This is a genomic window from Thermosyntropha tengcongensis, from assembly GCF_055381335.1.
In genome coordinates this window covers 1,135,427-1,148,886 of sequence record NZ_AP042437.1, presented here as the reverse complement: position 1 = coordinate 1,148,886, position 13,460 = coordinate 1,135,427, and the positions used below count along the sequence as shown (strand labels likewise).

Below are 13,460 nucleotides of genomic sequence, written 5' to 3'. Positions count from 1 at the left end.
ATGAGTAGAGAAGTAAAAAATATATTGATAGTAGGAGTAGGGGGACAGGGAACCCTTTTAACCAGCCGCATAATTGCCCAGGTAGCAGTACAGATGGGATATGATGTTAAAGTTTCGGAAGTGCACGGCATGGCTCAACGGGGCGGAAGCGTGGTTTCCCAGGTAAGATACGGAGAAAAGGTATATTCACCTATAATAAAAAAAGGAGATGCCGATATTATTTTAGGATTTGAAAAAATCGAAGCAGCTAGGTGGCTGGAATACCTTAAGCCGAATGGCATATTGATTGTAAACGATGAAAGGATAGATCCCCTGCCGGTTATGAGCGGTAAAGCCAAATATCCAGTGGATATAATTGATAAGATAAGGGAAGTGGTTCCTTCCACTTTAAAAGTAAATGCCAGCGATATAGCTTTAAAATGCGGGGATATTAAAGTAGCCAATGTAGTTCTGGTAGGGGTATTGAGCAAAGTGATGGAATTGCCGGTAGAAGAAGTGGAAAAGGCGATAACGGCCATAGTTCCTCGCAAGTTTGTGGATATAAACCTGAAAGCTTTTCACGAGGGCTTGAAAATATTATAAAATTTAGGGAGCGGAGGGTAAAACTTTCCGCTCTTTCATTTGGTTTTTGCAATTTTCACTAAATAGGAGGAAAGAATTTGCAGGCAAAAGTTACAGGGATTACCCATAAAGGTGAAGGGGTGGCCAGGATTGACGGCAAGGCGGTTTTTGTCCCTTTTGCTCTGCCAGGAGAAGAAATTGAGCTTACTGTAATAGAAGACAAAAGAAACTATGCCTACGGCAGGTTAGAAAAAATAATTAATGCTTCTCCTCACCGTACGGAACCTTTATGTCCTCATTACTATACCTGTGGAGGATGCAGTTTTCAGCATGTGGGTTATGAAGAACAAATGCGCTTGAAAAGGCAGATAGTAAGTGATGCGATAAACAGAATAGGCAAAATAGACTGTAAAATAAATGAGGTGGAAAAAAGCAGCTTTCCTTATCGATACCGCAATAAAGTTACCTGGCATGTAGAGAATGAAAAGTTAGGGTATTACCAGTTGGAAAGCCATAATCTGGTGCCGATTAATACCTGTTTGCTCATTAAAGAGGATATGGAAAAAATAAGTCAGAAGATAAGCCGCTTGCTTAAAGATATTAAGTATGAAGGAAAAGGGGAAATAATCATAAGGCAGTCCTCGTATAACCGGAAGATAATGCTGGTTTTCAATTTGTCACCTTTCGCAAAAGACAAAGTTTTACCTTTTTTAAAAGATGAAGCAGACTCTATATATTGTTATCAGGGAAAAAAATTGATTCACCTCTATGGTGATTTATATCTGGAAGAAAAAATAGGCAATAATATTTTCCGCTTATCGCCGGTAAGTTTTTTTCAGGTAAACCGCGAACAAAATGAAAAAATAATAGATTTTATCAAAAGATATTTAAACCTGAATGGGAAAGAAACCCTTCTTGATGCTTACTGCGGAGTAGGGAGCATAGGAATTTCGCTGGCAGACAGAGCGGGAGAAGTTTTAGGCATAGAAAACAACCGGGAAGCTGTGCGAAATGCCCAGTATAACGCACATAATAACCAGCTCTTAAACTGCCGCTTCTTGTCTGGTGACTGTGAAAAAATCCTTCCTTCCCGTAAAGAAAAATTTGATGTAGCAATAGTTGATCCACCGCGCAGTGGTCTTAAAAAAGAAGTAGTTATTTCTTTAATAAAGGCTGCCCCCGAAAAAATAGTCTATGTTTCCTGCAATCCAGCTACCCTGGCCCGGGATCTTAACCTTTTAGAGTCAGGGGGATATAAAGTTATAGAAATTCAGCCTTTTGATATGTTCAGCCAGACATATCATGTAGAAAATGTGGCTTTAATGGCGAAAAAATAATAAATTTTGCTGGAAACATAAATTATACATTGGTACGAATTGACATATTCAAAATAAGGCCTGCAAAACCTTAAGGTTTTGCAGGCCTTAAATATTTCTTAGGATTATTTATTCTATTTTATTGGATCTTCTCCATATTTTCATTTTTTCAGCTTCTGCCACCAGTTCATCCCGGAAATCAGGATGTGCCAGGTTGATAAGTTTTTCAGCTCTTGCCCAGAGAGGAAGCCCTTTGATATTGGCTATTCCGTATTCAGTAGCCACTGTACTTATTACTGAACGAGGAATAGTTACTACTGATCCGGGAGTCAGGCTGGCTTTTATTTTGGAGTGGAGTTTGCCATCTTTGTCAGTATAAGTGGAAGGGAGGCATAATACAGCCGTTCCGCCTTTTGATTCATAGGCTGCCCAGGTAAAGCTTAATGCTCCTCCAGTTCCCGAATACTGCATTTGTCCTATAGTTTCCGAGGTAGCCTGTCCCAATATATCTATTTCAAGGGTTGCGTTTATGGCAAACATGTTATCTATGGCTTTAATATTTGAGTATTCGGTTACATATTCTCCGTTATATGATGCCATAAGGGGATTTTTGTGCAGGAATTCCATGGTTTTCTTAGTACACAGGCTGAAGGTAAAGACACTTTTACCTGTGTCTTTGATTTTCCTGTTATTGGTTATTTTCCCGCACATGTAAAGATCATAAAAGGCATCACAGAACATTTCGCTATGTACTCCTAAATCTTTTAAATCTGAGTCAGCAATCATTTTGCCTATGGCATTGGGAACTCCGCCGATTCCAAGCTGTAGACATGCTCCGTCTCTTATAAGGGGAATTATGTTTTGGGCAATCTTTACCTCTACTTCAGTAGGCTCAATTTCAGGCAGACAGAACATTTCGGTATTGGAACCTTCGATTATGTAGTCAACTTCATCAATGTTGATATGTTCTTCGGCTCCGCCATAAACTACGGGGAAATTATTGTTTACTTCAACTATTTTGATGGGGCTGTTAAGTAAATCCCGCCTGGTGTGCGCATTGACTATACCAAAATTAAAATTGCCGAAATTATCCATGGGTGCACACTGGATTACAGCAATATCTCGTCTGAGGGAATCATGCCAGAGGGGTTCAGTTCTGGTTTTGATAACATCCTGAAATTGCACGGGAACAAAGGCAGGTACGCCAGTATCAGCCGTCATTCTTTCAATAACCCCGAACCAGGAGGTGTTGTACTTGAAATCTCCTTTTTCTCTCATTTCTATCATTTTAAGCAATGCTTGTGGAACTGGAGGAATAGTACCAACTATACAGATATCAAGTTTTGTTATTTCCCCGGCAGTGATTCTGTTGGCTAAAGCGATGTCGAAATCGATGGGTTTAGTGTGGAAAGAACCGTATGAAACCTTATCCCCGTTTTTAACAAGCTGGGCTGCTTGTTCTGCAGTTATCAATTTACTTTTATATTTGCTCATTAATTTTGATGTAAACATTTTAGTCCCCCCGTCAATAAAGTTATACAGCTTTTTTGACAGCCTTTTGTCAATGGTTTGGTTTTTACCCTTCCCCCCTTAGGATATTTTTGTAAGCTTTATGAGTTATTAATAAAACTATGTAATTTTATTATATTACGAAACGAATATTTGTCTACAGTTTATTTATCACCATTACTTTTCAATTATTAAAATTTTGTTTAGTATATTTAAAGGGAAAAAAAGATTTTTTTTGGTAAAAATAACATGACAATACGTAATATAAAACAAAATATGTTGAAATATAAAAAATTATAGTATAATTTCTATGTAAATATTTTAAACAAAATAAGACTAAAATCCTATGAACATAGCAATTTCTGAAGTTGCCATCTAAAGAAGGGGGGAACAGTAAGCAAATTTATATTATATAAGTTTATATGAGTTTGATCTAATAAGTTATAACAGGTTAAATAGAACCTGAAATGTTTACGTGGGGGGATAAGTTTGTACAAGTTTAAGTTCTCAGAAAAAGATTCTCTGATATCTTTATTAGAAGATTTGAGCCAAAATTATCCGAATGGGGCCTGCTTATTTGTAACTGACCGGGAGAAGGTAATACATAAAAAAAGCCTGGGCTTTGATCTGCCGGGAACCGATGTAGGTACAGCCAACAAAAAAGGCGGAGTTGCTGAGCAGGTGATAAAAGCGAAAAAAACTTTACTGCTCAAGCTTGAGGCCAGTCTATACGGAAAGCGCATCCTGGTACAGGCGGGGCCGTTATGGTCTGATGATGAAGAAGAAGTACTTGGCGCCTGGGCTATTGCTCAGCCTCGCATACATCCTATAGCTTCCGCTTTTGATCTTTTTGCACCGGCCGCAGTTGATTTATTTCCAGAAGGGGCCATTATGTATGTAACTAATAAAGAAAAAGTAATTAAGCGTTGTGTATCGACAAAGATGTCTGATTTCCCGTTTGTACAGATTGGGGAATCCGTTAATAATTTAGGAATAGCCTCGAAAGTATTGGAAACTGGCAAAAAAATAGCTGTTGAGGTTCCACCGGAAAAGTATGGACATCCAGCTTTGGTAATATGTGAGCCAGTTTTTGATGATGGGGAAATTGTAGGGACATTTGGAGTAGGAATCTTTAGGGATCTACCTGCCCAGATGAAAGATTTGGCTACCAGTTTAGGACAAAATTTAAGCGAAGTTTCAGCAGGCATTCAGCAAATAGCTGCATCGGCAAGTGAGGTTATGCAAAATCAGAGGACTTTGCATGAACATATTGAACAGATACGTGAGTTAACCAAAGAAATAAATCGTATTATGGGTTTTGCAAAAGAAGTAGCAGAAGAGACTAAAATGCTGGGATTAAATGCTGCCATTGAAGCTGCCAGGGCAGGGGAAGCTGGCAGGGGATTTGGGGTCGTAGCAGATGAAATAAGGAAATTATCGGAGAGTTCCAAAAAGAATGTCCTGGAAATACGTGAAATAACGTCAAATATTGAACAGGCTATCATATCTACAGAAATAGCTTCGCAAAAGACTCTGAAGAGTACGGAAGAACAAGCAGCAGCTACAGAAGAAATAAGTGCTGCTCTGCAGGAAATGGCAGGGATGGCGCAAAAGGTCAATGAAGTGGCCAAACAACTATAAAAACTTTGCTAAGAAGCCTGGAGCTAAATCTCCAGGCTTTTTAAAGTAAAATAACTATTTCTTAAGTTCGGTAAAGAATTCAAAAGAATAAAATTAAGATAAAAATGCACCTCATGTGAGGTGCTTGAAATTATCTTAATTTTACTGGTGGAGACGATGGGATTCGAACCCACGACCCCCTCGTTGCGAACGAGGTGCTCTCCCAGCTGAGCCACGCCCCCTTTTTAAGTAATAATAACATATATGTCGGTTTTTAATCCACATATTTTTGTTTATTTTATCTGGTATTGCTTTAATAACCTAGGAATACAATTGTTCTATTTCCTCGGCAAATCTTTCCATAACCACCCGAGTTTTAATTTTCTGGGTTGGTGTCAACTCGCCCCGGCTTTGTGTTAGTTTGCGCGGCAATATTTTAAAGCGCTTTATCCTTTCATAATCGCTCAAATCATTATTGGCCTTTTCCACAATTTGTTCAATCATCTGGATGACGGTTGGATTATCATAAATATCTGGTCCCACCTGAACACAGGTAGTTAAGCCGTTAATTTCTTCGTACACCAGCTGGCTTTCATCGAAAGGAAGTCCTTGCGCACGAAACATGTTAATGATAATGTCCCAGTTGGGAACGATCAATGCGGTAATGTACTTGCGTTTGTCTCCAATGACTACTATCTGGTCAACCAGCATGTTTTCAAGTACTTTGGCTTCGATACGTGCTGGAGCTACATTTTTGCCGGTGTCGAGCACGACGATAGCTTTTTTGCGGTCTATAATCCGGATGAAACCATCTTCATCCATTTCGATGATATCACCGGTACGGAAATAGCCATCTTCTGTAAATGCTCCTATGTTGGCTTCCGGATCGTTATAATAAGAGGTTATAATCCCTTCAGCTTTAATAAGAGCTTCCCCGTCTTCCGCTATTTTGATATCCACACCTGGGCAAGGCGGAGCATTCCATCCGATTTTAACAGCACTGGCATACCCTACTGCGCCGTTACACATGGTTTCAGTTAGGCCCCAACCGTTCAGCATAGGAAAACCTAGTGCGCTCCAGGTCAAGTGGATTTCTGGATTAAGGCTTGCTCCCCCTACCGCACAAAATCGCAGACGTCCTCCAAGTACAGCCCGTACTTTGTCAAATACCAGTTCTTTGGCTTTCAAGTAATCTTCACGCAGCTGTCCTTCCAGGATTTCCAAAGGATCCTGTATCATGTTTATTTTGCCGCGTTCGTTAGTGCGAGCTGCCACTACCTTTTTCCCAACTTCTAAAGCCCACTCCCAGGCTGCTTTACCTTCCGGTGTAGAGCAGAATACAGTTTCCATACCCTTGAGCAGACGTTCGTACATGCGAGGAACCCAGCACATGCAGGTAGGACGTATGTAGGCTATGTCTTCCAGGATGGTTTTGGGACTTTGGGCAAATCCCATGGCACCTCCTGCTCCAATAATCAGGAAATATCCGTAGGTACGTTCCATTACATGGGCGAGGGGCATGACATTGAAATATACATCATCATAAGTAATAGGAGTGCCACCTATTGCACACATCTTAAGTCCACGCCATATAGCCCAAACACAGTCTTTTTGCGTAAATCGTGCTGCCTTCAATTTTCCGGTAGTACCCGATGTGTAAATGATAGTAGCTCCATCATTTCCTTTTAAGGAAGAAATGCGTTCATCCAGAGCATACGGGTGACTGGAAGCATAGGATCTGCCAAGGGCGCGAAATTCTTCAAGGCTCCAGGTTTTTTCTCCATCTCCTTTATATTCTCCGTTAAGGCATATGATACCCTGAAGAGTAGGAAGCTGTGGCCAAAGACTTTTTAGGTGGTGAAGCATTTCCGGGGTGCCAACAAATGCAAATTTGACTTCGGAATGGTTGATAATATATGCTATCTCATCATTGCTTAGGGTAGGAAAAATGGTAACGGTAGTTCCGCCTGCCATCATATTACCTATGTCTGCCCACGTCCACGCAGCGCAGGTAGGTGCAAAAATGCAGTTTCTGTCATTGACCTCGACCCCTAAAGCCAATAAGGCATTGGCGATTTCACGGGAGATAGTGTCCCATTCGGAGTAGGTAATCGTTTGCCAGGCATTACCGTCCTTGAAAATATGAGCAGTACGGTTGCCTGCATATTTTACTGTGTTCATAAATGTTTCAGGAATAGTTTCTGTAACCTCTACATAGTGGTCGATTATGGGCCAAGGTTGGAATCGTCGGTTATCCATATAATCCCCCCAATATTGAAATTATTATAAACTGACTAGGGCATGCCCTAAAGTTTCATTCACAAATTTAGATTTTTTAAATTATTTATTGAAAATTAATTTATATATTTTTTAATTATCAAACTTTATAATTTTATTATATTACGAAATATATATTTGTCTATAAGTTATTTATTATTAATATTTTACGATAAGTAAATTTACAAAATATAAAACCTGGAGACTTTACTCCAGGTTTTATTTCTTTTTAAGGAAAGTAAAAATTAAGAGCAATATCTGGTTTATATAAATTTTTATTTAAGATCCTTTGATAAAAGCTCTAGGTAATTGGATTCTTGTTTTATAGTATCAGTCATTTCAATTATGATGGAAACCTGTTTGGCCTGTTCTGCAGCAAGTTCTGCTACTTCTTGAGTAGCAGCCGCATTTTCTTCTGAAATGGCAGAGACATTTTCCACGCTTTCTTCGATTTGGCTGGTAGAAGCTAAAAGTTCTTCCATCATAGCTGAAATTTCCTGTAGGGAATCGTTAATTATAAAGGCTCCCTTCTGAATTTCTGTAAAGATAGCGCTGGTTTTTTCAGTAGCCTCTGTTTGTTCTAAAGTGCATTTATCAGCAGTTTGCAGTTCAATTACCGTTTTGTTTATGCTGTTTTGTATTTCGTGTACCAGTTCAGATATATATTTAGCTGCTTCTCCAGATTGTTCGGCAAGTTTTCTAACTTCATCCGCCACTACTGCGAATCCTTTGCCTGCTTCACCAGCTCTGGCCGCTTCAATAGCAGCGTTAAGAGCCAAAAGATTAGTTTGATCAGATATGCTGCTTATGGTAAGGATAATATTTTGAATTTCTTGCGATTTCCCATGCAGGCTGTTTACTGCGGTTTTGACTGCTTGCATGGATTTTTCGTGCAGCTGGTTGCAAGATTTTTGCTCTTTAATAATATTAAGCCCATTTTCTATAACTTTGATAAAATCCTGAGCTTTTTGGTTAATTTTGTTTAAATTATCTCCGGAATTATTTAATGCCATAAGCATTTGTTTTACTGCCTGGCTGGTTGAAGAGGCGCAGCTGGCTTCAGAGTTAGTAGCCTTAGCTATTTGTTCTACATTTAAACGCACTTTATCAGCTGCTTCCCCTGTAAAATAAGCAGCATTTAAGAGGGTTTCCAGAGAATGGTTGAGTTCTGCAGCTTTTTCAGCAACTTCTTTGCCTATTTTTTTAAGCTGGGTATTTAAATTTTGTGCATTGATATCATTTTCTACAGCAGTTTCCATGGTTCTGGCAAAAATTCCAGCTACAAAATAGGAAATCAAAGCTACCCAGGTATAATTAAAATAACGTGTAGCAATCATGTTGATTCCTGCATCGCCAGGAAATTTGGCTATCAATATTGCATGCATGAGGCAGCTCAATATGTAAGCATAGATTACAAGCAGCCTATCAAAATATATGATACTGAAAGGGGCTATAAGCATAAGAACCATATGCAGATCTCCTGCAAAATGCAGAACATAATCAAAGGCAAAAAGATTTAGGGCAAAACAGGTTACCGAACCATATTTGCTCCAAAAATTATGCGGAAAAAGTCTGATGAGCATATAAACAACAAGATAGGTAAAACACATCACAAATGCCAGCATGACTGCTTCTTTTAGACCATATACCCTGGCATTTCTTCCCGTTAGAACCAAAGCAAACACTAGTAAGGTGGAAAAAAAAGATATTATAGGTATTATGATCAAAGATCTTTTGTGACCTTCTTCACGGTTTTTAATTACCAGATAATGTTCCGCCATTTTTCATCCCCCCGCCAGTTAGCTTTCTATTCTAGCATATTAAAATGCCAATGCTGCTAGAATATGAAAATATTTCTTATATATCTAATTTTTATTGTATTATATTTTTATGCAGTTTATCAGGAAAAAAAGTTTCAAAATTATTAAAATTTCGATTTTAATTATTGAATAAGAAGGCCTATAATTATAATTTCTGCAGAATTTTAGAATTGTTGAGGTGACTTTTAATGGGTAATGAGGAAATTAGACATTCACCAGCTGGCAAAACCAAAATAAAAACCGAGTTAGTCGCTCTGTATGTTGCAAGTAAAAGGCGGGACCTTCCCTGGTATGTAAAGTTTCTTATAGTTATAATTGTTGCCTATGCTTTAAGTCCGGTAGACCTGATTCCCGACTTTATTCCAGTATTAGGATACGTAGATGATTTAATAGTACTCCCGTTGGGCATTGCTTTGGCAGTTAGGCTTATACCAGCAAATATCATGGAAGAATGCCGAATGGAAGCCCATAATATATTGAATGAAAAGATGCCTGCCAACTGGATAGCCGGTACAATAATCATAGCTATTTGGATAACCGTTGGCATTTTAATTATAACGAGCATATTTGATTTTTCCATAACCAAAGATAGTATTATAAAATATGTATTGCTTTTTTTGGGCAGCTTTTTGGCTGCTGCGATATCAGGAGCTGCAGGCTTTGGAGGAGCTTTGCTTTTGCTTCCCCTACTTACGAAGACTATTGGTACTACCCTGGCAGTCCCTGTTTTGACTTTAGCTCAGCTGATAGGCAACCTGTCCCGTGTAGCTATGGGATTTAAGCAAATAAAATGGAAGCCGGTTTTGTATTTTATTTTGGGAGCAGTTCCCGCAGCTGTAGCTGGAGCCTGGTCTTTTGCCCAGGTTGACAAACATTTAATTACCCGTATTATAGGGGTCGCGATAATAATATTTGTAATTATGAAATACTTTAACCTGCTCAAATTCAAGCCGGGAAATATAACCTTGCTGGCAGGAGGAGGGCTGGTAGGTTTTCTTTCGGGGCTGGTAGGCAGTGCAGGTCCCATTGGAGCAGCTATATTTTTATCTTTAAATCTGCCTCCTGTTTCTTATGTAGCCAGTGAGGCAGTTACTGCCTCAGTTATGCATATTGTAAAAACGATAATTTATCAGAAATATTTAAACATTGGCTGGGAGGCGGCATCTACAGGTTTGTTTATGGGGATAGCCATGATAGGAGGAACCTGGCTGGGGAAAAAAATTATAGAACATATGCCGCAGGAAATGTTCATCAAATTTGTAGGATTGCTTCTCTGTATTGTCGGTTTGCAGATGGCTATCTGGGGCTAGCTGATCTAGACCCCAGATTTTTTTATTATTTTAGCAGCTTTCGTATTTTGGTATATCTTTGGTTGCATCAGCTATATTGGCAATTATAACTCCTGAGACGGCAACTATTCCGCCTATAACTTGCAGCCAGCTTAGCCTTTCGCCCAGGATGATCCAGGCGCCTATAGCCGTAACTACAGGGATGCCGTTTAAAAATATGCTGGCTTTGGAGGCTGAAATCTGAGTAAGGGCATAATTATAAGCCAGATATCCCAAAAAAGTAGGGAATAAGGCCAAAAATACGATGGCCCCCACTGAAGGCAGGTAAATTTGGCTCCAATTTATGGAATGGTAGTTAAGCCAGAAAAACGGAGCAAAAATAAGGGTTCCATAAAACATTTGATAGCTGGTTATCACCAGAGAGTTTAAAGTTTGTCCCAGTTGTCTGGTGATTACCATATAAAAGGCAGCTGATATAACAGCTCCTAAAACTAAAATATCGCCCAGCAGAGAACCCTGCAATGACCAGGAAAGTTCGGGTGCTCCTAAAACCAGAACAGAAACACCAGCTATGGAAATTATAATGCCTGACAAATTTCGCCTGGTTATCTTTTCCTTAAGCACTATCCTGGCTAATATAATTACTGCTATGGGAACGGTTGATATAATGATTGAAGCTTTAGACGCAGTTGTGTAAACCAGCCCGGTAGTTTCGAAAAAATAGTAAAGACCTGGTTCAAAAAAAGCCAGCAGAAAAAGCTTTTTGTGTTCAGCAAATGACAGGTGGGGAATTCCTTTCTTTAATAATATCAATAAAAACAGAAGAGAGGCCAGGCTAAAACGGATAAACATGTATATAACCGGGGTAAAGCTTATTAAGGCAATTTTGGTGGCAATAAAAGAAAGCCCCCAAACCAAAATAGTAAGGAAAAGAGCGAGGTAGGTTGTTTTAACATTGTGCTGCATGGCAATTCTCCTTATCTGCCGGGAAGTAAGTAAGGTACAGAATTATGATAATTGCTGATAATCAAAAAGTCTATACCCTAAATAGAAGGCTTTAAGATAATCTTTTGTTTTTGGTAATTGCAGATTGAGATATTGCGTGTTATATTTTTGGTTAGTTCTAAATATTTGGCTCAAATATATAATCGGGGGATATGGGATGCGACCAAAATTATTTTTTTTGATTTTGCTGGTTTTATTATATTTTTGGGTTGTTTATCCAGTTAATGCTCAGGAATTTTCATATTTCCAGGAAAATTCGGATGTTTTTTTAGAAGAGCAGGAATCTGAAAAAATTGCTACCGAAGATTTTGTATACAGCTTATGGGGGGAAAAACATTCTGGATCCCGGGAAGTTACTGTTAAAATATTAGCCCAGATAATGTTAAACAGGCATCTGGAAAAAAATAAAAAATTAACTTATGAAAACTATGAATATTACCGAAGCTGTGTAAAAGATACCTCTGACCGTGTTATGCTTAAAGCCTTTAGTGAAGGCCTTATACCTTTGATGGGAGATGCCAGTTTGCAACCGGAAAGAAAGCTTACTCGAAAAGAAGTGGAAGAATTGGCAAAAAGGCTTGATTTTCCAGAACCTCCGATAAGGCCACAATACGTAGAAATAGAAAGCATACCTATATTAATGTACCATGAAATAAATTACCTTCCCAGAAAGGAGTTAGCAGGCTTATATGTAAGCCCGGAGAACTTTATAAAACAGTTAGAAGCTCTGCAACAAAGCGGATATAATACGGTTACTATGGAGCAAGTTTATAGACACTGGATGTATAAAGATCCTCTTCCCCCCAAACCAATAGTTTTAACTTTTGACGATGGCTACAAATCTCATCTTTTTGCTGCTAGAGAACTGGCAAAGCGCGGTATGACAGGAACTTTTTATATTATTACAGGAAAAAAATTTTTAAGTCATATTAATTTTTTAAATGAGAGAGAGATAAAAGAAATATACGACCTGGGGATGGAAATAGGAAGCCATACCGTTAATCATCTGGATGCCAGGTATAATGGTGAAAAAGTCATGTTGAGGGAATACAGGGAATCTAAAGCAAAACTTGAGCAGATTTTGGGACAGGAAATAAGACATTTTTGCTATCCAGGAGGGGGAGTAGCCTCTTTTAGTGTTAAAAATTTGAAAGATGCAGGTTATTGTACTGCTGTAAGGACTACCTATGGTAAAGCCAGTAAAAAACAGAATATTTTTGAATTAAAAAGAATAAGAGTAACTTATTGGGACGGGATAAGTTCTTTTTTGAACAAGTGCAAATGAAGAGGCTGGTTAATGAAAAATTATTTATCTTCAAAAGAATATAAAAATATTTTAAAAAATTTTAGTTATAAGTTTTTTATTTGCCAAAAATTAATACAATAAAATTAAGTTTATTGGAAAGGAGTAGATAAATTTTTCTTTTTTGTGGAAAAATTTTTGGTTTCAGGCAGCATTTTAACATAGGAATTACGCCTAATTACTCTGGGAGGAAAAGAGAAGACGATGGTGCAGATTACTGTGGTTCCATCTGAATAAAAGGAGGAATTTTATTATGCGCCAAAAAGTGTTATTATTGTTGGCATTGGCTTTTCTTTTACTTTTTACCTCTGCCTGCGGAGGGAGCAAAACTGAAAAAGAAGCGGAGCCTGACAAAGCATCTGTAACCGAAACTGATAATAAAGCCGCAGAACCTGCTGGGAAAAGCCAGTTTTTTGACGGTTTACAAAAAAGCGTTTCTCTGCCGGAAAAGTATCCTTCAGATATATTCCCGGTTTATGAAGGGAGCTATATTTTTCAGGTATTGGAAGCTGATGGCGGGTATACAGTAGTTGCCTATTCTAAAGATGATGTCAAAAAGGTTATAAGTTTTTATGAAAACATTCTAAAAGATGCCAAGCCTGCTATGGAAACCAGGGAAGAGGAAAGCTTAACTTCTTTTGGAAGTAAAGGCGGCTATACCTATCAGCTGGATGTGGGTAAAAGCAAAGAGATGGAAGGTTATAACACATCTATTGGTATCATGTTAAATCCAGAAAAAGAACAATAGTTTTTTAAATAA

General features: G+C 38.4%; 10 protein-coding genes and 1 tRNA gene. 6 read left to right on the top strand and 5 right to left on the bottom strand.

Features of this window, described 5'->3' with window-relative positions; genetic code table 11:
- Positions 1-582, top strand: a complete 582-nt coding sequence (locus ACZ42E_RS05465; protein WP_464893437.1) for an indolepyruvate oxidoreductase subunit beta — start codon at positions 1-3, stop codon at positions 580-582.
- 77 nt (positions 583-659) lie between these two features.
- Positions 660-1,898: a 23S rRNA (uracil(1939)-C(5))-methyltransferase RlmD gene (rlmD, locus tag ACZ42E_RS05460; RefSeq protein WP_464893436.1), complete on the top strand. Its 1,239-nt coding sequence runs from the start codon at positions 660-662 to the stop codon at positions 1,896-1,898.
- Between the two features lie 108 nt (positions 1,899-2,006).
- Here rlmD and ACZ42E_RS05455 read toward each other — a convergent pair whose 3' ends face one another.
- Positions 2,007-3,371 carry an acetyl-CoA hydrolase/transferase family protein gene (locus tag ACZ42E_RS05455; RefSeq protein ID WP_464893435.1) on the bottom strand — a complete coding sequence of 455 codons (1,365 nt, stop codon included), beginning with the start codon at positions 3,369-3,371 and terminating at the stop codon, positions 2,007-2,009.
- Positions 3,372-3,875: 504 nt separating this feature from the next.
- Between ACZ42E_RS05455 and ACZ42E_RS05450 the strand changes: the two genes are divergently transcribed.
- A complete protein-coding gene (locus tag ACZ42E_RS05450; RefSeq protein WP_464893434.1) occupies positions 3,876-5,027 on the top strand; it encodes a methyl-accepting chemotaxis protein in 1,152 nt (383 codons plus the stop codon).
- A gap of 145 nt (positions 5,028-5,172) precedes the next feature.
- Here the strand turns inward: ACZ42E_RS05450 and ACZ42E_RS05445 are convergent.
- The 3 genes from ACZ42E_RS05445 to ACZ42E_RS05435 all read right to left on the bottom strand — a co-directional run bounded on the left by ACZ42E_RS05445 (position 5,173) and on the right by ACZ42E_RS05435 (position 9,064).
- Positions 5,173-5,248 (bottom strand) — tRNA-Ala (locus ACZ42E_RS05445).
- A 79-nt stretch (positions 5,249-5,327) separates the two neighbouring features.
- A complete protein-coding gene (locus tag ACZ42E_RS05440) occupies positions 5,328-7,265 on the bottom strand; it encodes an AMP-dependent synthetase/ligase (protein ID WP_464893433.1) in 1,938 nt (645 codons plus the stop codon).
- 293 nt (positions 7,266-7,558) lie between these two features.
- Positions 7,559-9,064 carry a methyl-accepting chemotaxis protein gene (locus ACZ42E_RS05435; RefSeq protein ID WP_464893432.1) on the bottom strand — a complete coding sequence of 502 codons (1,506 nt, stop codon included), beginning with the start codon at positions 9,062-9,064 and terminating at the stop codon, positions 7,559-7,561.
- A 227-nt stretch (positions 9,065-9,291) separates the two neighbouring features.
- Here ACZ42E_RS05435 and ACZ42E_RS05430 point away from each other — a divergent pair, with 227 nt between their 5' ends.
- Entirely contained in the window at positions 9,292-10,413 is a 1,122-nt protein-coding gene (locus ACZ42E_RS05430; RefSeq protein ID WP_464893431.1) for a TSUP family transporter, read from the top strand.
- A 30-nt stretch (positions 10,414-10,443) separates the two neighbouring features.
- On the opposite strand, the gene ACZ42E_RS05425 is transcribed toward ACZ42E_RS05430, so the two are convergent.
- Positions 10,444-11,358, bottom strand: coding sequence for a DMT family transporter (locus ACZ42E_RS05425; RefSeq protein ID WP_464893430.1), 915 nt, complete (start codon positions 11,356-11,358; stop codon positions 10,444-10,446).
- Positions 11,359-11,554: 196 nt separating this feature from the next.
- Between ACZ42E_RS05425 and ACZ42E_RS05420 the strand changes: the two genes are divergently transcribed.
- Together ACZ42E_RS05420 and ACZ42E_RS05415 are read left to right on the top strand one after the other, a co-directional pair.
- Positions 11,555-12,682: a polysaccharide deacetylase family protein gene (locus ACZ42E_RS05420; RefSeq protein ID WP_464893429.1), complete on the top strand. Its 1,128-nt coding sequence runs from the start codon at positions 11,555-11,557 to the stop codon at positions 12,680-12,682.
- 295 nt (positions 12,683-12,977) lie between these two features.
- The gene (locus ACZ42E_RS05415) at positions 12,978-13,448 is read left to right on the top strand and encodes a hypothetical protein (RefSeq protein WP_464893428.1); all 471 of its coding nucleotides are present in this window, start codon (positions 12,978-12,980) and stop codon (positions 13,446-13,448) included.
- The last annotated feature ends 12 nt before the right edge of the window (positions 13,449-13,460 follow it).